Below are 19888 nucleotides of genomic sequence, written 5' to 3' on the forward strand. Positions count from 1 at the left end.
ATTACCAGTTAGAATAATTCGTAGGATAGATAAGAATCGGAGGCAGTATCAAAGGAACGTACCACCTACCGTAACTTTCATCGCAAGTGTACTCGACTCCACCGACCGTTATCTTTTCACCATACGTGGTAGAATCGCAAGGCGGAGCATAATCTTCGAACACTTCCCGATTCCATCGGAATTCATCGGCAATACACTTGTAATATTGTCCAGAATATTCTACCACGGAATCGTTCTTTGCCGCCACACAAAAACCATGAGCATCTTCGATGGCCATTCCTGAAACCCAGCCTTTTCCGGTACACAGGAATTTAGAGGAAGCAACCACAGTCGTGTCCTCTGTCTTAGAGGCATTGCAAGGGCCCAGATACTCAATGGCATCGGCAACATACCATCTGCCGGATTCGCACTTGTACAAATCGTAGTCTTCGGTTTTCAAAGTTCCATCTAAGCTATCTGTACAGAACCCTATCGAATATTCAACACCGGAAGGCCCCCTCCAGGAGCCGTTTTCATCGCAGAAGTAAGATTTTTTCTGGAATTCCACAGCCTTGAAACGATTCTTTTCATCGCATTCCCCATAAACAGCGGTTATATCTGGTTCTATCCACCCATACTTCGTGCAGATAAACGTCATTCCATTAGAATTCGTTGCGATAACGTCCTGCAGTTTCGTACCACAATATCCTAGCTCCGAAGCCGGGTAATCCAACACAATCCAGCCCTCCTTGGTACAGGCATGACGCCTGTCATTCAGCTCATATTCTTGTTCTAGATTGTCTTCGGTACAGGAGACATTCAAGTCCGAAACGTTCGCCAATCGCCAAAGTTCATCGCACACGTACAGTCGATCACCAGACAAGAAGAAGTCCATTTTTTCAGATTCCTGACAAGCTCTCGTCTCCGAACGAACCCATTTTTCGTCTGACGCAGAACATTCAAAATAAGCCACGCTGTCCACCACCATGGTAATCGGGACATTGCCATTGGAGGCATCACATATGGGAAGCTCCGTCAGCTTACTTACAATTGAACGATTCTTGACACAACGCAGCGAGTAGAATCCAGTTGCAGAAACATCCTGAATTTCGTGAACAATCTTGCCCTTATCATTTTTTTTCAGGACAATGGCTTCACCACCATAAGCAAGGTACCTGACTAAATTTTTATTGTCGTGACATTCCAGCGTATCGTTCTTGTCGCATATACCGGCAAGTTCCAAATTGAAATCAACACCTTGCGCGATCAGGTCCTTCCAGGCCGCAATGGAGGGCAGCGTAAAGCCTTCCGGGCAAACTTCTTCAGCGTCACTATAGTTATTATCCATATAGAACCGGCCATAGGAATCGCAGCTGTCGGCATAATCATAGCAAGTACTCTTGGCAAGTAGAGGCTCTTCGGAGTTCATGTTTTCCACCATCCAGATGACAGAACCCACCGTTAGCGTCTTATACGATTTTCCATCCTTGGCAAGAACTTCCCCTTCGGCCGCCACCTTAAATTGGTCCAGTTTAAGACTATCCGCCTTGCTCAAGGAATCCGCACCACCATTCTTCTTGGGAAGATCCTCTTCTTCAGCACTCGAAGAACTCGAGGTAGAACTACAGGCGAAGAACACCCCGCAAAACAAGGCAACAACCAAGGCAAAGAAACTTGCACTCACTTTCTCAAAATTTTTCATCGTCATACCCCTTACCCTAATTCTTCACGCAACGGACAGCAACGCCAATCGCCTTTTCGTTTTGAACTTGCCCTGAAGTAGACTTATTATCTTCATATGCGTATCCAAAGGACCAAACGGTACCTTCAGCATTCCAATAATAAGCACCTAAGCTTTCATAATACCGCATTACCGCCGCATCAAAGCCATTACGCAAGTATGAGATTTTCAATCCCGTCGGAGCCATTTCTAGTCCCAAATAGTTTTCCTTTACACCATTTACATCAATGAAAGGGGTTGAGCCAACATAATAATAAAGCGTAACGGCATATGTATTCATGGTTCTCCATTCCGTAGAATCGGGCAAATGCCACCCGGTCGGGCAAACTTTTTTAGCCGAAGACAAGCTGTAAAGGCGGCCACGTTCACCGCAGTTTACTTCGTCTTCATCCACACATTCCGTAGAATCCGATGCATCGTTGTAATTCAGGTTCTGCACCATCCAAGTCACACCGTCAAAGTCTGCAATGTCATATTTTTTGCCATCTCTAGAATCCGTCATTGTTTTGAAGGGCCTGGCAACCCACTTTCCTTCGGTACAAACACTGGAATCAATTCCGTTATACATGACGTGACCTTCACGATCGGAAGTGCAAGTTCCCATATATTCACGAATAGAGGCTTTATTCCATCGATTGCTCTTACACTTGTAATGGACTCCCTTAAAGGTCAAGGTGTCACTCGCGCAATATCCTTTAGACATATCGACGTCATCGTAAAGCATCCAGCCCTTACCGCTAAAAGCAACATCATTGCAATAGTATAACGTATCTTTGTACATGGCTGTCAATTTGCGTCTATCGGTGCATTCGCCGTACACCTGTTCAATGCTATCGGCAACATTCCATTCATGGTCCTTGCAATAGTAGTAGACACCTCCGACCTTCTTCATGACCACTGTATCGCTGGTACATTCTCCCAGATTGGCAATGTTCGCATCGACCAGGGTCCAGCCATCTTCTTCGCAGCGGTAATCCGTTGTTCCAGATGACTTGAGCTCGCCGGCATTCAGAGGCGAACAGATTCCAAGAGATTCATCCAGAGCAGAGGTCACATCCCAGCCGTCTTCGCGGCAAACATACGTTACGCCGGAATAAGACCCAGTCTTGCCATATACCGATTCATCGCAATCACCTAAAATTTCGCGGCGGGACTTAAGCACCCATTCATAGGAATGACACATGTAGGTAGAATCGCCAACCACTTCGACCTTGCCTTCGATCGAGTCGGTGCAAACGCCCAACGTGCGTTCCACTTTTGTCAGTTCTCTCCAGCCCTGGCGTTGACAGACATAACGGGAACCCTTCAAAGTCACTTCTTTTCCATAGTCGTCGCGGAAACACAGGCCATATTCTTCTTCAACATCATCCATCTTATACCAAGACTCATGATAGCAATACCATTTCTTGAAACCAACCTGAATCACCTTATTGAGCTTATCATTGGTGCATTCACCATCCACATCTTTGGGCGTAAGTTCTCGCCAACTGGAACTATCGCAAATATAAACCACCTTTACACCGGCATCGTAACGCATCGAGACCGTATCCCTCTCGCCTTGACGCTGTGCTGTACACAACCCTAGCCGAGAGCCCATTCCTTCGACTTCGTCCCAATATTCATCTTGGCAGATATAGTAGGTGGAATTATAGACGACTACATCGTCTTCGCGTTCGGGAGTACATTCACCCAAGTAGTCATTCTTAGTCGCCACACGCCACGCGTTATCGTCGCAAATGTACGAATCACCGGTCCATGTCGTATCGAACTTGCCCTGCGTCTTAGAAGTGCACACACCAAATTCCAGTTCTTCGTCCGTAAATTCTTCCCATTTCTTGCCGCGGCACACGTAGTCGGCCCCCTCAAAGTATGCCGTCTTGCCAACCTTGGTAGAATCGCATTTACCAAAGAAATCAGCCAACCCGGCTTCGCGCCACCCCAGGGAATCACAGAAGTAGTGAGTATATACCACTTTACGGCTGTCGCCACTTTCTTCGTAGCTATAGGCTTTGTACACCGTAGGAACAGAATCCAGCGTTCCACGCTTTTTCTCGTTACAATAGCCCAGATAGGTTTCGGCCTTGGTAAATTCGCGCCAGCGTTCATCTTCGCAGGCATAGTACTTGCCATTGAACAGGAACGTGGTCCCTTCCTTATTTTCGGTACAGGTTTCCTTGGAATCGCTAATGCTAGCCAATTGCCACCTGTTGCTCTTGCAGATGTACATGGAATCGTTATAGACACCGAACATGTCGTCATCGACATGGCCACAATTATCCGAGAAATCGTCAACCCAGCGCGACCCGATGCAACGGAAGTTACTCTTCTTGCTCATGACATAGTAGAGATTCAAGCTATACTGATTGGTCGTATCACAATGGGGCAAATCATTTTCCGTAGCAACAATATAGGTGTACTTCACGCAACGTAATTGATAAAAACCGCTTTCACTAGAAGTACTAAAAGAAACGGAATGTCCACTAACTTCGGCAACAGCACTATCCTTCGCCAGGTAATAGCCGGTCTTACCTAATCCAGAACAGGAAATGTCCCCCTGTCTCTCATAGCAGGAACCACCCTTCGAAAAACCAAAGATACTATCCATTTCATCGTACCGATCCAGGTAGCTCATAGTTCTGGACCAGTCTTCTTTAGTGGGAACGGTAAAACCACTAGGGCATCTAGAAGCCCCAGGACTGTACAAGCGGCCATAGATGTAGCAATTTTCAGGCACGTTGTCGTAGCACACGGAACTGCTAGAGAACGACGTCGTTTCGGTAGAATTGTCTTCGAGCCAGATATACATACCGAACTGGATCGTATTTACGTAAGACCCCGTACTGGAATTGTAGAACCGATCCTTGAAATAGGCGGCATCAGAAACCTTGCTGTCAACGTCAATATTTTGTGAAGGAAGATCACCTTCTTCAAGATCGTCGGAACTGGAGCTATCGGAATCACCGCAGGCAGAGATCAAGATGCTTGCACACGCAAGTACAAAAAGACTGATTGTCTTTTGAAAAACTCTCATGTTACCCTCATTCGTTTGTAAACAAAAGATAGAAATTTCAGTAGATTCGCCGGAAATGCACCCAACGAATCTTTGAACTTTGACGATGTTTTGCTATATTTGTAATAAACGCACCGGGGGTGCTCTGGTTTCGACAGGGTTACCGAAGTGTTAGTTGCAAGTCGAGGTCTCAGACGAGGGCACTCGTAAAAAAGTCTGAAAAAAAATAAGTGCTGACGAAAACTACGCACTCGCTGCCTAATTAACGGCAACGCCGGGCCTCATTCCGCTCCCATCGGGGTGAAAGTCCGGACGCAATATGGGATAGGATGCATCCATGCCTAGGGAGTGTGTCCGAGATTTACTAGGCTGGTCAAAGTCCGCGCCGACCTTCTTGGGCGTAGATCAGACGAGAACTTAAATTCGAAGGGAAAACTTGTAGGAACGTGCATGGACGTGATTTTGGACAGGGGTTCGACTCCCCTCACCTCCAGAACTAAAAAAGGACTCTTTCTGAGAGTCCTTTTTTCTATTTAAAACATCACCCTGTACGGGATTTGCTTATCGTACCGACGGCCTTTCAGGTCGCGGTATTTTTGTTTGGGTTCTAGCAAGCGTTCGTTCGCAGGAGTTTCGCGACGAATATTGCGAATCTTCACCGAAGAGGTGTCCGCCGGTTTGCCAAACTTGATGTTACCCATTAACGTTTCGCCGCCGAGGCCTTCTGCGGTCAAGTAGAAGTCCTGTACGCCTTCGAGCTTAGGCAAGTTCGTGCAAGCGACTTCATCCCACTTGGCGGCGTCGCCGCTTCCGGGCAGTTCGCATTTCGAAATCACGTCACCCTTCTTGCTTTCTTTACGGAGCGAGAGCGTTCCGCCAGCAGCATTTTTCACCTGCACGCTCACGCCAGCGCCCACGATAGAGTCCGTAATCACGTTTTCAAAGATTGCGTAACCGCCGTCCTTGATAGCGAATTCATCATTATCCGTCAAACGCACACGAATGCCGTTATCAAAGCCATTGGCCGGAATCGTGTCGCGAATAATACGCAAGAAATCGAGGCGGTCCAATTCTGCGTAGTGCTTGCCCTTGGTGATTTCGATAAAGTTCGAGCCACGCTTAAATTTAGCCGGAATGTACACGACAGACTTTTCGGGGAATTCGCTCCAGGCACCCGTCAGCGGCAACGCCACTTCCTGCGTCTTGCCGTTGATGTCTACGAAATGAGAGCTACCATTGGCACCGTCTTCTGTCCAGTCGTTATCGTAGCGGTAACGGATCAAGTAATCCCCCGCCTGCGGGATAATCATGGGCAGGCGGATCTTGCTGTCGTCATAGTTGATGTAGGCGCAAAACTCACCGTTCGAAGCCTTGGAACTGCTGGAAATATCTACGTGCGTGAGGATGCCGTGTTCCGCTTCGGCGCTCAAGTAGCGGCCCATAAAGGGTTGCCCCAGTTCCGGCCAGTTATCTTCGGTCCACACGATATCGCGCACTTGAATGTAGGAATTTCCGCCGTCATTCTTGTCGTAATAATGGTTCACAAAACGCTGGCGATTGATGTCTTCAAACGCCTCGCCGCCTGCAGGCCCGTAGTAACGGCCATAACGGCTCAGCAAAATCGTTCCACCGCCGTCCAAGAGCGCCTTGCCGCTGCGATCCACATAACCGCCGTCAATGCGGTTGGAGCGTCCCACCGTCGTCTTGTAGGAATTATTTTCAAGGTCGGCACCCTTCTTGCAGCAGTTATCCCATGCCGTAAACAAGAAGTACTTGCCGTTATGTTCGATCAAGCTTGCACCTTCGACGCCAGCGCCACCGCGGTTTGCGATGTTCTGCATCTTGGCACCACTCTTCACCTTGCCCGTCGATTCGTCGAGTTCAAGAATGTGAATGCCCGTGCCCCATGAACCGAACGCCATCCAGACTTTTCCATCTAAATCTTTGAGCACGGCGGCATCAATGGCGTTATAGGAATCGCTCTTGACCGTATGAATGACCTCGCCCTTGTCTGTCCAGCCGTAGCCAGGTTTGGTGGGGTCAATTTCCTTGCTCGCCATGAATCCCATTCCCGAAGAACGGATTCCCATTTCGGAACCACAATAGTACATGCGGTATTCGCCACCGATGTAATGAATATCGGGGGCCCAAATGTCAATCATATTCGGGGCATAGGTGTAAAGCCATTTCGAAAACTCGGGCATGGCCGGCTCGCCGTTCTTCCAGTTCAAAGCATCTTCGGAAAACTGCATGAGCATGTGGTTGTCCGTGGTCGCAAGCGCATAACCGTCTTCGTAACGGATAATATCCGGGTCATGCCCCGCCCAACGAGTTTCTTTAGCGTACCAGTCGGCGGCCAATGTCGCCTGTGCACACAAAGTAGCGGTCAAAGCCAAAACGGTTTTCTTCATAAAGCCTCGCTTTCCCACACACCACTCTTTTAATATAATTAAAAAACAGGAAAAAGATGCTTAATCTTCGTAGAACATCGTGTAGGAAGTTCCAAGGGCATCGGCAAGTTTCTTTGCCATCATCATCGAGATAGGCCTAGCCCCTCGCTCAAGCGAATTGTAGTTTTGCTTAGCGATTCCAATTTTTTCGGCGAGTTGCATCTGCGTTAGACCTGCATTGGTGCGCATTATTTTGAGAGCCTTTGCAGGCGTCATCTTTGCCTTCGCCTTTTTATACCAATCGGTATCTTCAACAGCCACGAGGTCCTCATCATCGTCAATCCGGACATGATCCGGAAACAACGCATCAAGAAACGCGAGAACTGCCTTAGGGATATTCTCGCCTTCAACCCTAAACGACACCGGCTTTTCAGTGCGCCGCATAGGGGGCGCTTTCACGACTGCCCGCATAAGTAACCTCCACTGTTATACCTTTTTCCGTTTCTACCCAACAAGCCACCCACTTGTGCGAAAGATGACAATGATGAGTATTCGCGCCCGCAAGAATGCTGTAATTGGGCCAATTCACCCTTACAGGACCATTTTGCCTAATGTCATCAACCAAGAGAGCGAGCCTCTCTTGCTGAGCTTTGGGCATTGTGGCTACAGCCCTTGCAACCTTTCTTGACATAAGAACATTGTACATAGTATAATATATATTACTTTTTATTACTTGTCAACATTTTTAATCAAAAGTAATTACACATTATTGATCCCCAACTTGTGGAGTAATTTCCATATACTTTATTGACTTATTTGCCATAATAGCCTCCAAGGTGGTCACAGATTGTGACCGGTTTATGTTTAGAGGCGTTCCATTCAATCTGAATTTCAGATAAAAAAGAACGCACCTCGCCTTTCGATAGCGAGATGCGTCGGGCGTTAATGTACCTAATATGCGGATTTTTGGCAAGGAGTGTAACAAAATTTTACATAAAGCTTGCGACCTTACGTAAAATATGGTATATTCATAAAGTAAATCTTATATAGGCTCTTTATAAGCCTAGATAAAAATCAGGTTCATTCATTTTTCAGGAGGCAAACATGGAAAAAACGTACCTATTTTCAATGGTTGCTTTTGCAACTTTTTTGGCAGCGTGTGGAGATGAAACAACGACAAATATATATGAACAGAATACAATCGTTACATTAGAGGCGAATGAGGATCTTCCCAATTGTTCCACAAATAATGACGGCGCAATAAGTTTTGTACCCGATTCGGGAATTATGTATTTATGCCACGCAGGTAATTGGGAAATGTTCAAAGGTTTGAAGGGCGAGAAAGGGGACAAGGGTGATAAAGGCGATGATGGAGAAAAAGGCGATAATGGAACTAGCTGTTCTGCAAAAGATACTATAAGCAATGACGGTCTTGTAGGTATAAACTTTAATTGTGGCGGCAAACGAGCCGGAACAATTTGGAATGGAACGAACGGCTCCAACGGAAAAAACGGAACGAGTTGTGATGCTGTTGCTGTAGAAGGAGGTTTCAACATCGTTTGTGGCGATGAAGTCAAAGGCATTTTGAAAAACGGAACAAACGGCATAAACGGGAAAAATGGAACGAGCTGTGACGCAATCGCTGTGGAAAACGGATTCAACATCGTTTGTGACGATGAAGTCAAAGGTGTTTTGATGAACGGAATAAACGGTTCAAATGGAACGAGCTGTAACGCAATTGCTGTGGAAAACGGATTCAACATCGTTTGTGACGATGAAGTCAAAGGTGTTTTGACGAACGGAACTAACGGCATAAACGGAAAAAATGGAACGAGCTGTAATGCAATTGCCGTGGAAGGGGGATTTAATATCGTTTGTGACGATGAAGTCAAAGGCGTTTTGACGAACGGAACAAACGGCACAAATGGAACAAGCTGCGATGTTGTTGCTGTGGAAGCAAGCGAAGACACTCCAAACGGAGGCTTTAATATAGTCTGTGATAACGAAGTTAAAGGCTTTTTAAGGAATGGAACAGATGGTGTTAATGGAACTAGCTGCGATGCAGTAGCTGTAGACGGCGGTTTTAATATTGTTTGCGGCGGTATAATTAAGGGCTTTATAAAAAGCGAAACTGAGCCAACGGAAAGCTCTTCATCAGAAATACCGTCATCGGAAAGCTCCTCATCAGAAAGAAGCTCTTCTTCCGTGACAGCTATTCAAACTGGAGACAACACAACAGGAAGTATTTATTATCCCGACGATAAAATGCTCAAAGACCTTCGAGACGGACGCACATATAAAACGACTTCAATTGGAAATCAAATATGGATGGCGGAGAACATGTTTTATCAAAATGCAACTTCATGGACCTTTACAGAAGCTACACGGAGTAGCCCTTATAATGTTTGTCCTAATGGCTGGAAGGTTCCTTCAAAAAGTGATTATGAAACTTTGATTAGTACCGTAGGTGGAAGCAACATTGCTGCCGCAAAATTAAAAGCGACAAAAGGATGGGACAACAACGGAAATGGAAATAATGAGTCCGGCTTTTCAGCAACGCCATATGGAAGCGGAACTTCAGTATCTTATTGGACCAGTACCGAAGGTAGCGGTTGTAGTGGAGCGTGGATTTTTTCGCTTCGAAGCAGTGGAACAACTTCTAGTATAGGTTGCGCTAATCAAACCTATAGTTACCCCCTACGTTGTCTAAAAAAATAAAAGATATAAAAACCTCTTTAACTCATGTTGTCATAGGAAGCCGCGTTTGAGGCGGAGACAAAGTTCAGTTGGTATTATTTCCATTTCAAAAGTACTCTTAAAAAGACTGTGTAAAAAAGTCCAACAGATCATTATTGACATTGTATTCCGACATCATGCTACCAAAATCTCATAGGGCATTAAGAGCATTGTAGCGTTTTTCAGAACAGCACTCTATACGGAATCTGTTTGCTATAGTGGCGGCCCTTGAGATCGCGGTAGCCTGCACGCTGGGGTAAGCGCAGGTTTGCGCGGTCACGGAGTTCATCGGCGCGAATCGCGGTCGTTCCGCTGCTAGAACTTTCCGGTGCAATTTCGCTAGAGCTGGACATCACTGTCGCGGTATCCGGCAACACAGCCTTTTCCAGTTTAAATTTCTGGTTATCCGTTCCAGCGCGCACCCAGGTAATCACGGGCATGCCGGAATCCTTCGAAATATTCAGCACATCACCCACGAAATCGCTATCATAATCGCCGTAAAGGTAATAACCCTTGTTGACAGAGGCATTTTCAATGCGGATTTCGCAAGCGTTCATCGAGGTCTTCACCGTATCCAGAAGTTCTGTAGGCGGGCAATAATAGCGGCCGGTACCAAAATTCTGCAAGGTGTAATGACGGCGCTTTTCGCTCTGCTTGAGCACCCACAACTGATTGTTGGCGCGGGCCTCCGTAGAATCTTCTACCAGCGGGCGCTGCACCACAATTCCGTTTTCATCTCCCAGCGTGAGGTTGCTATGGGAAACCGTCATGCGGTAGCCACCGTTTTCAACCAGGGCGTTATTTACTTTGTCTACACCCGTCGTGGTACGCTTGATTTTCTGAATCACTGCATCACGATCATAATACAGATAATCGATATTCACGGAACGGCGGTAAGTCCAGCCACCCGGAGAATTCGCGCCGTGATACATGAAGTACCAATGCCCGAGATACTTGAAAATCGCCTGGTGGTTCGTCTCGGAATTGTCGAGTTTATCGTTCAGCACGCCCATCTGGGTCCAAGGTCCATTGATGCTCGGAGCCATGGAATAATTCGTGGTCGAGGGGTAACCCGAGGCATAGCTGAAGTAGTAATTGCCGCGGTACTTATGCATCCAGGGCGCTTCAAAGAAATCCTTGATCTTGATGTCTTCGGGAGTGCCCGCCAGCTCAATCATATTCTCTTTGAGCTTTACGCGACGGCCCGCATTCCACGAGCCCCAATACATCCAGATATCATCGCCATCGTAAAAGATTGCAGGGTCAATATTGAGCTTCACATCGTTCGGCGTATTGTCGGTAATGAGCGCCTGCCCGATGGCATCGACCCACGGGCCCGACGGGTGATCTGCCACAGCCACGCCAATGGCGAAGCCTTCGCTCCCGTTTTCTTTGATGGTCCCGTGATGCACGGCCACATACCAATAGAATTTGCCATTACGGTATTCGCAGTGACCCGCAAAGGCGCTGGCGTTTGCCCACTTGAATGTTTTCACGCTGAGCACGGCACCGTAATCATGGTAATTTTCCATGTCATCGGTCACGAGCACGTGCCAGTCGTTCATGATGAACGCCTTGTTGTTATTGCCCTGGGGGCCCTGTTCGTCGTGGCCCGCAAAAATAAACAAGCTGTCGTTATGCACGAGAGCAGCCGCATCGGCTGAATAGAAATCCGTAGTGAGCGGATTCGCCGCGAAACAAGCCGCAGCCGTCAAAGAAGAAATGACACACAACCTTTTCATAACATCCCTTTACCTTTATTTTTGTGGGGGAAGCCTCCCCCTCGCTTCAGCCCCGGCTGTGTCATCCTGAGCGAAGCAACGAAGTTGCGAAGTCGAAGGATCTAGCCGGATCTTACGCTACCCCTTCTCCTAAGGGGCTCCGCCCCCTAACACCCCCGGATAGCGTCAGTCCTTGAGGCAACGGACAGAGTACCCCAAGTACTTATTACAGACGTTCACATACCCATTGTCGATAATGTAGCTCGATTCCATACAGTACGCGAGGCTACTGATGTACTCAGTAGAGCTCCAAAATCCCGTGCTGTATCCCTCGCTACCGTAATCCCCATCGTAGGACACGACGCCAGCAGGCAACACCGAAAGTCCGAAGGCATCTGTGCCGTTGCCGCTACCGTTCCAACCAGATGTGGACTTGAGTTTTGCGCCGGCAACAGATTGTCCACCGACAACGTCGATCAAAGTGTCCCAATCGTCCTCGCTAGGCAAGCGCCAACCTTCGGGACAAACACCGCGAACAGGATATGTCGGCGAGCATTCCACTTCATTGCCACAGTCCTTGCCGTTCGCACTCCATGTACCCGCGCTGTCCATGGCTGTACTCCATAAATAAAGCCGACCATATTTTTCACAATAACTAGCACTATCATTATAGCAGAAACTGGAAGAGTCTAAAGTCTTTGTGGGCTGCAAATAGGCGTAATTCAGATTTTCCGCCATCCACCATTGGTCGCCGATTTTCACAGTCTTGTAAGTCTGACCATCGCGATCATCCACCAACTCACCATACTCGCAGTTGTCTTCGGTTTCTGTCTTGCATGGCGTCGCCAAAGCAGCCGAACTAGAAGACGTTGCAAAACTGCTACTAGACACACTTGTCTCACTATCGTTCGACTTCGGTGTGACGCTGGACGAAGACGATTCAACCGAAGAATCGTCGTCCGGGCGCGGAGCAGAACTACCGTCTTCACCACTGCAAGCTACGAGAAAAAGACCCGCCACAAGAACAAGTTCACAAATAGATTGCTTCGCGATGCTCGCAATGACGTGATTAAGGTTCTTCACACATCCTCCTATCTAAATTGATGTTTCTACAAACGCAATTTAGATAATTCCCCTAAAACATCACCCGATACGGAATTTGTTTGTCGAAGGAGCGGCCCTTCAGATCGCGGTAGGCCTTGCGGGCGGGCATCTGAGAATCGTGGCGAATTGCACGCGGGGCAATTGCGGTCGTATTCGAAGAACTCGAGGTAATGTCAGAGCCACTCGAACTGGAAATCGGGTCACCGCACGGGGCCTGATTGCAAACGATTTCCCCAGACGAGGCCGCAAAAACGATATTCTTGACAAGCACTTCGCCCGAAACACCCGATGCCGTCAAGTAGAAATCCTTCACGCCGCCAAGGCTCTTGATGTTCGAGCAGGCAACTTGCGTCCAGCCGTTAGCTGTCGACTTTGCATTGGCCGCCACCAGTTCGCATTCCGAAAGAACGAATCCGTCCTTCTTGCCGTCGCGAATGCTGAGCTTGCCACCCGTAACGCTCTTCACCTGGATAGAAACTTCCTGAGACTTAATGGAATCCGTCACCACGTTTTCGAAAATGGCGTAGCCGCCGTCCTTGATGGCGAGTTCGTCATCCTTCGTGAGGCGCACGCGAATGCCGTTGTCAAAGCCGTTTGCCGGAATGGTATCGCGAATCACGCGCAGAAAATCGATGCGATCCAGTTCTGCAAAATTGCCGTTGGGCGACGGTTCGATATCGATAAAGTTACCGCCACGCTTGAGGGTTGCCGACACCATCACCACGGACTTTTCAGGGAACGTGCCCCAAGAACCCGTGGGCGGAAGCGCCACCGTCTGAGACTTTCCGTTGACAGTCACCTTGTGGTTTGCAGCTGCATCGCCGCCGTTTGCGTAGCGGTAGCGCAGCAGGTACTCGCCCGCTTGCATAATGTTCATGGGCAAGTGAATCTTGGAGCCTTCCGTATTCACGTAAGCCAGGTATTCGCCGTTAGAGGCCGTATTGCTGCGGGTAATGGCCAAATCGCCCGAAACAGCGCGAGTCAACACGCCATGTTCCACTTCGGCACTCAAATAACGTCCGAGGAATGGCTGCCCCATTTCCACCCAGTTGTCGTCGGTGAACACCACGTCGCGAATATGGATGTGGTTGAACTTGTCGCCATTCAAATCGTAATAATGATGCACAAAGCGCACACGGTTCAAGTCCTGGAAGGCTTCGCCGCCGCCCGGGCCCACGTAGCGCCCATAGCGTTCAAGCAAAATCGTGCCGCCGCCGGTAGCCATATCGTAACCAGCGCGATCCTTGTAAGGTCCCGTCACCTTGTCGGCGCGGCCGTAAGCGGTCTTGTATGTGGTCTGTTCAATGTTTGCGCCCTGCTGGCAGCACTTGTCCCAAGCTGCAAACAAGAAATACTGACCGTTATGTTCGATCAGGCTCGGGCCTTCTTCGGCACCTTCGCTAGCCTTGCTCGTGCGGCGAGCAATGTTGTAAACAGTCTTGTCGTCGCTAGCCTGGTAACCCGAAGTTGCATCCAACTTAATCAGCTGAATGCCAAGCCCGAACGAACCGAAAGCCATCCAGTAATTGCCCTCGGTGTCACGCACAACGTCGGCATCGATCGCGTTGTACTTGTCGCTAGTTGTCGTGTGGAAAACATGGCCATGGTCCTTCCAGCCGTAACCACTTGTACCCGGCATAATCGATGTCGTCGCCGTATAGCCAATCGCAGAAGAACGCTTACCGAAAACGGACACGCAATAATAGGCGCGGAATTCGCCATTCATGTAATACAAATCCGGCGCCCAGATACCCTCGGTACCCGGCGCATACTGGTAAGCCCACTGCGGAATGGCGCTCACCGTAGACTTGTGGTCCTTCCAAGAATAAGCATCCTCGGAAGTCCACAGTTCCAGATTGTTGTTGGTGCTCATGAGGGCGTAACCGTCCTCAAAACGCACCATGCTCGGGTCATGACCCGGTTGCAAATTGTCCTTCGCGTACCAATCGGCCGCGAAGGTAGCGGTGGTCCCCAACGCCATCGCTAAACCCAAAACACCACGAAATCCCATACACATATAATACTCCCTGACGGTTTGTATTTAATATACCTTATTTAAAGGCAAAAGTCAACAAAAATTTTTATTAAAAAGTCTACATTTTCAACATTCTAATAGACAATTCCACAAACTCCACAAAAAACAGCAAAATAAAAAGTCCACATTTCGTGCAACCACAAAAAAAATCCCCGGCGTAAACCAGGGACTTTTTCAAAACCTTCTATTGAAGATTACACGTGAACAACAAACGCCTCGTATTAACGAGGCGTGGTTGTGAGAGCGAGGCGATATCACATTTTAATTAATGCGATAGAGCCGAGCGGTCATTACGTATGTGCGTCGACCCATTCAGCGTTCTTGCGGCAGGCTTCGACAGAATTGTCGAAAGCAGCCTTTTCTTCTGCGCTCATCTTGACTTCGATGATCTTTTCGACACCGTTTGCACCAACGACAACCGGCACGCCGCAGTAGAGGCCGTTCACGCCGTATTCGCCGTTCAGCTTGGCAGCGCAAGAGAACACGCTCTTCTTGTCGAGGAGGTAGGCTTCAGCCATGTGCACGGCAGAGGTAGCCGGGCTGTAGAAGGCGGAGCCACGACCGAGGAGGTTCACGATTTCGCCACCGGCACCGGCGGTACGCTTGGCGAGTTCGGCAAACTTTTCCTTGCTCATGAGCTGAGAAACCGGGATACCGCCGACAGAGACGCATTCCATGATAGAAACCATGGTGTCACCGTGGCCGCCCATCACGAGGGCCTTCACGTCTTCGACAGACACGCCGAGTTCGTCTGCGACGAAGCAAGCGAGACGGGCAGAGTCAAGCACGCCAGCCATACCGATAACCTTGTTGGCCGGGAGACCGGACTGCTTCTGCATGTTGTAGACCATGGCGTCGAGCGGGTTGGTGATGACGATGACGAATGCATCCGGAGCGTTTTCCTTGATGGCTTCGGCAACAGTCTTGATCACGCCGCAGTTCTTATCCAGAAGGTCGTCGCGGCTCATGCCCGGCATACGCGGGAAACCGGCGGTAACGATCACGACATCGGCACCCTTGATAGCAGAGTAGTCGGTAGAACCCTGAAGATCCACGGAGGAGTTGATGACAGAGCGGCCTTCCATGATGTCGAGGGCCTTACCCTTAGGCATACCCTGAGTCTGCGGAATGTCGATAAGAACAACGTCGCCAAGGTTCTTCTGGGCGATAACGAGAGCCATTGTACCACCGATTTGACCAGCACCAACAAGTGCAATCTTCTTTCTAGCCATGATTTAACCTTCCTTTTAAGGTAATTAGAATTTTACGCATCAAATATAGCACTTTTTCGGGTTTCAGACAATGGTGAAAACGCCCCATACAGCCGAAAAACGGAAAAAATAAGCTAAGGGCCGACCGTTAAAACAAGTCTAGCGCGCTGTCCAGGTAGATTTCTTCGCGGACTTGGAGCTGGTATTCGGGCTTGGTCATGTAGTAGAGCAAAAATTCCAGGATGAGGGCGCTGCCGAGGCTGCGGCCTTCGATTTTAAAGTGGCGGAATCCTTGCGGGGCATACACGTTTTGGATGTCCTCGATTCCGATAAAACCAGGATTTTTCATGGCATCGGAGAAGCGATAGCCGCGCCCTGCGTTCGGCGAGGCGCATACGTGGTCATCTTGAGTTTCGCCGAGGTTTTTCAGGCTCACGTTCTCGTAGCACTTTTTGCGCTCGTGGCACCCGAACCAACAGCATTCATTGCACAGGAATTCGACTTTCTGCTTTTGCGCTGCCGTCAGGGCATTCAGCTTGGCAAACTGCTTGTTCAACCTGAAATCCGGCACCACGTAGCGGAAATCGTCGCGGTTCAGTTCTTTTTCAAACTGGTCAAAATCTGTCAGAACCTTCGTCGTTGAAGAAACGAAATAGAATCCCGGGTACTTCGCCCTGATGTAATCCAGCAACAAATCCGAATGCACAATAATCCCGCTCGGGGCTTCGCCATTTTTCTCGAACAGAGCGCACAAAGCATTACATTTTTTGTCGGCAAGATGCTCTTCGCGGAGCAAAGAATTGCTGAAAGTCAAGCGCGCTGAGATGCAGTACTTCTTCATGAGTGCGGCAACTTCACCGGGCTCCGCATCGCCAAATCCGACGCGGCCACCACCCCACAGACAATCGCTAGGCGCACCGTAAATAGAACCGATTTCACACCACTCGTAAAAATATTCCCGGTGCTCGCGGAAAAGCGGCAAAAACGCCTTGTACAAGTCATAAAATTCAAACAGGCCGGGAAGGTGGTAGAAAACGTTCATTGATTCAAATAATAGCTATATTATGACCAAGACAATTTTTGAAATTTGAATCATCTATGCGTACTCTTGTTCTTTCTGATATTCACGGTTCTGCTTACGCCTGCAAAAAGGCGCTTTCTTACCTCGAAAAATTCGGCTGCGAACGAATCTTTTTGCTGGGCGACCTTCTTTATCACGGGCCCCGCAACCCGCTCCCCGGCGGACACGATCCGCAAGGTGTTGTCGCTCTTTTGAGCCCGCTCAAGGACAAGATTACCGCCGTTCGCGGCAACTGCGATGCCGAAGTAGACCAGATGGTGCTTGGATTCCCCTGCCTTGCAGACTACGCCGAATTCGAAGAAAACGGAGTGCGACTCTTTATGAGCCACGGGCACCTTTACGACCCGTACCTGTTCAGCCACTACAAAGCCGACGCATACTTCTCCGGCCACACGCACATTTTCACTGCCGAAAAGAATGCCGACGGGGTCTATTGCCTGAATCCCGGCTCCACGAGCCTGCCTAAGGGCGGAAACCCACCTACCGTCGGATTGTATGATGATGACGGCAAGAATCCCCCACGATTCAGCGTGCATCATTTGGAAAGCGGCAAGGAACTGGCCGCCATAGAAATTAAGCTGTAAAAAAGATGCCGGGTCGAGCCCGGCATGACAAAAGGCGAATTATTTCTTCAGGGCCGAGAGGAATTCCTTAAGGCGGGTATCCTTCGGGTTGTCGAAGATTTCTTCGGGGGTTCCGTCTTCCTTGACGTAGCCGTCGACAAAGAACAGCACGCGGTTTGCCACTTCGCGGGCAAAGCTCATTTCGTGCGTCACCACAATCATGGTCATGCCCGTCTTGGCCAAATCCTTCATCATCTTGAGGACTTCGCCGACCATTTCAGGGTCCAGGGCGCTGGTAGGTTCATCAAAGAGAATGGCTTCGGGCTGCATCGCCATGGCGCGGGCAATGGCCACACGCTGCTGCTGGCCGCCAGAAAGCTGCGCCGGATAATGGTCCGCACGTTCCAAGAGCCCAATTCGCTTCAGAAGGTCCTTGGCGCGGGTCTCGGCATCGGCCTTGGAAAGGAGTCCGAGCTTTACCGGAGCGAACATGATGTTCTTGAGGGCAGTCATGTTCTTGAACAGGTTGAACTGCTGGAACACCATGCCCACGCGTCTGCGGACACTCGGCTTCGAGACATCCTTAGCCAAAATGCTCTTGCAGTCCAAAAGGATATCGCCGCTCGTAGGCTTTTCGAGCAAGTTCAGCTGGCGCAAGAAGGTGGACTTACCGCAACCCGACGGGCCGATAATGGCAATCACGTCACCGCGGTGAATGTCCAAAGAAATTCCCTTGAGAATCTGCTTATCGCCGTAGGCTTTGCAAAGATCCTTGACCTGGATTAAAGTTTCTGCATTAGCGTTCATTTTTCTTCAACCTCTTTTCGAGCTTTGCAACGCAGGACGAAAGTCCAGCCACAAGGATAAAGTAGATAGCCGCCACAGCAAGGAGCGGGAGCATGGCCTCATAAGTCATACTGCGGATAATGTCGCCACCGCGGGTCAAATCGGTCAGGCCGATGTAGCCGCAAATAGAGGTTTCCTTGATGAGCGAAATAAATTCATTCGTAAGCGCGGGGAGCGAGTTCTTGAAAGCCTGCGGATAGACAATGCTGTAAAGAATCGTACGGAACTTGAGACCAAGGCTACGGCCCGCTTCAATCTGGCCCGGATCCACGCCCTTGATGCCGCTGCGGATGATTTCAGAAACGTAGGCACCCGAGTTCACGCCGAAAGCCACAATCGCCACCAAAATCTTGTTCACGTTCACAGACGAGAAGACGATGTAATAGATGATGAGCAGCTGGATCATCATCGGCGTACCGCGAATCACCGCGAGGTACACCTTGGCGATTCCGTTCAGGATCTTAAGGCGGCCATTGAATTCATTGCTGGTGCGAATCTGCGCAATCACAAAACCAATCAAGATTCCGAGAAGGGCTGCAAAGAACGAAATAATCAGCGTATTGCAAAGACCCGTGACAATGAACTTCCAGCGGGCATCCTTCACAAAGTTCTTGTACAGGTGATCGCCAAAGGATTCCTCGCTTTCAACCACCTCATCACCGCGGACAATCACCACAATCTTGGATAGCGTATAGGGCGTCGTAAAGTTGATGGACTTCTTGCGTTCTTCGGTCACGGTAAAGCCCGCAAAGCCCACATCGGCCTTGCCCGAGGCAACCGCATTGATAATCGCGTCGAATTCAATGTCCTGAATTTCCACCGTGCGGTTCATGAAGTCGGCGATGTAGTTGACAATTTCGATGTCAAAGCCCACCACCTTGGCATTTTCATAGTATTCGTAGGGCGGGAACTGGGCGTTCGTCGAAAGCACCAGCTTCGGGCCTTCGGTCACCTTCTTCTGGTAATGGAAATTGCCCGTGCGGTTGATGTAGGTATTGAAAAGGGAATCGTAGGTTCCATCCAGCTTCATCTGGGCAAGCGCCTGGTTCACCGTATCAAGAAGCGCTTCGTTGCCCTTCGCGACCACGCCCGCGTACATTTCTTCGACAAAGACTTCTTCCAGAATGCGGAGCGACGGATTCTGGCGCACAAACGCCTTGGCCGGCTGGTCATCGCTCAAGACCGCATCAATCTTCCCTTGCATCAAGGCCTGCACGGCATCGGCCAGTTTCGTGTAGCGGTCCACATCGATTTTTGCCGTATCGCCACCGAAATCCGAGGCGTAAATGTCGGCGGTATTGCCAATCTGCACGCCCACCTTCTTGTGGCCGAGATCGTTAATGCAGTAGACTTTATTGGGGATTACCGCCTGCTTGCTTTCGCAAGAAACCAAAGCGAGTGAATAAATCGCTATGAGGATTGGGAATAGGAATTTTCTCATCATCTTTTAACCTTATCAAAAAGTTAGTTA

General features: G+C 49.1%; 13 protein-coding genes and 1 other RNA gene. 3 read left to right on the top strand and 11 right to left on the bottom strand.

The genetic code is table 11. The features are described 5' to 3' along the window. Position 1: 1 nt before the first annotated feature. Both ACJMNB_RS09760 and ACJMNB_RS09765 read right to left on the bottom strand, forming a co-directional pair. Positions 2-1681 (bottom strand): FISUMP domain-containing protein, encoded by a 1680-nt coding sequence (locus tag ACJMNB_RS09760; protein ID WP_405341918.1) that lies wholly within the window; start codon positions 1679-1681, stop codon positions 2-4. Positions 1682-1697: 16 nt separating this feature from the next. Next, positions 1698-4751, bottom strand: a complete 3054-nt coding sequence (locus ACJMNB_RS09765) for an FISUMP domain-containing protein (RefSeq protein ID WP_405341920.1) — start codon at positions 4749-4751, stop codon at positions 1698-1700. 115 nt (positions 4752-4866) lie between these two features. Here ACJMNB_RS09765 and ssrA point away from each other — a divergent pair. After that, positions 4867-5226, top strand: a transfer-messenger RNA (tmRNA) gene (gene ssrA, locus ACJMNB_RS09770). Positions 5227-5263: 37 nt separating this feature from the next. Here ssrA and ACJMNB_RS09775 read toward each other — a convergent pair. Further along, positions 5264-7141, bottom strand: coding sequence for a family 43 glycosylhydrolase (locus tag ACJMNB_RS09775; RefSeq protein WP_405341921.1), 1878 nt, complete (start codon positions 7139-7141; stop codon positions 5264-5266). Positions 7142-7201: 60 nt separating this feature from the next. Then, positions 7202-7564: a helix-turn-helix transcriptional regulator gene (locus ACJMNB_RS09780; RefSeq protein ID WP_405341923.1), complete on the bottom strand. Its 363-nt coding sequence runs from the start codon at positions 7562-7564 to the stop codon at positions 7202-7204. A 660-nt stretch (positions 7565-8224) separates the two neighbouring features. Between ACJMNB_RS09780 and ACJMNB_RS09785 the strand changes: the two genes are divergently transcribed. Further along, positions 8225-9838 carry an FISUMP domain-containing protein gene (locus ACJMNB_RS09785; RefSeq protein ID WP_405341925.1) on the top strand — a complete coding sequence of 538 codons (1614 nt, stop codon included), beginning with the start codon at positions 8225-8227 and terminating at the stop codon, positions 9836-9838. Between the two features lie 200 nt (positions 9839-10038). Here the strand turns inward: ACJMNB_RS09785 and ACJMNB_RS09790 are convergent, their stop codons facing one another. From ACJMNB_RS09790 to ACJMNB_RS09810, 5 genes are all read right to left on the bottom strand, one after another. Next, positions 10039-11598, bottom strand: coding sequence for a family 43 glycosylhydrolase (locus tag ACJMNB_RS09790; protein ID WP_405341927.1), 1560 nt, complete (start codon positions 11596-11598; stop codon positions 10039-10041). Positions 11599-11763: 165 nt separating this feature from the next. Further along, complete coding sequence (locus tag ACJMNB_RS09795; RefSeq protein WP_405341929.1) at positions 11764-12660, bottom strand: fibrobacter succinogenes major paralogous domain-containing protein; 897 nt, start codon at positions 12658-12660, stop codon at positions 11764-11766. Between the two features lie 52 nt (positions 12661-12712). Then, positions 12713-14692, bottom strand: a complete 1980-nt coding sequence (locus ACJMNB_RS09800; RefSeq protein ID WP_405341931.1) for a family 43 glycosylhydrolase — start codon at positions 14690-14692, stop codon at positions 12713-12715. 314 nt (positions 14693-15006) lie between these two features. Beyond that, positions 15007-15948: a malate dehydrogenase gene (gene mdh, locus ACJMNB_RS09805; RefSeq protein ID WP_405341933.1), complete on the bottom strand. Its 942-nt coding sequence runs from the start codon at positions 15946-15948 to the stop codon at positions 15007-15009. 127 nt (positions 15949-16075) lie between these two features. Then, positions 16076-16969: a hypothetical protein gene (locus ACJMNB_RS09810; protein ID WP_405341935.1), complete on the bottom strand. Its 894-nt coding sequence runs from the start codon at positions 16967-16969 to the stop codon at positions 16076-16078. Positions 16970-17025: 56 nt separating this feature from the next. Between ACJMNB_RS09810 and yfcE the strand changes: the two genes are divergently transcribed. After that, positions 17026-17592 (top strand): phosphodiesterase, encoded by a 567-nt coding sequence (gene yfcE, locus ACJMNB_RS09815; protein ID WP_405341937.1) that lies wholly within the window; start codon positions 17026-17028, stop codon positions 17590-17592. Positions 17593-17631: 39 nt separating this feature from the next. On the opposite strand, the gene ACJMNB_RS09820 is transcribed toward yfcE, so the two are convergent. Together ACJMNB_RS09820 and ACJMNB_RS09825 are read right to left on the bottom strand one after the other, a co-directional pair. Further along, positions 17632-18378: an amino acid ABC transporter ATP-binding protein gene (locus ACJMNB_RS09820; RefSeq protein WP_405341939.1), complete on the bottom strand. Its 747-nt coding sequence runs from the start codon at positions 18376-18378 to the stop codon at positions 17632-17634. Continuing rightward, on the bottom strand, positions 18368-19861 hold the full coding sequence (locus ACJMNB_RS09825) for an ABC transporter substrate-binding protein/permease (RefSeq protein WP_405341941.1): 1494 nt from the start codon (positions 19859-19861) through the stop codon (positions 18368-18370). Before ACJMNB_RS09825 ends, ACJMNB_RS09820 begins: the two co-directional genes overlap by 11 nt. Positions 19862-19888: the final 27 nt, after the last annotated feature.

Origin of the sequence: Fibrobacter sp., from assembly GCF_045131395.1 — a bacterium.
In the GTDB taxonomy this organism is placed as follows: domain Bacteria; phylum Fibrobacterota; class Fibrobacteria; order Fibrobacterales; family Fibrobacteraceae; genus Fibrobacter.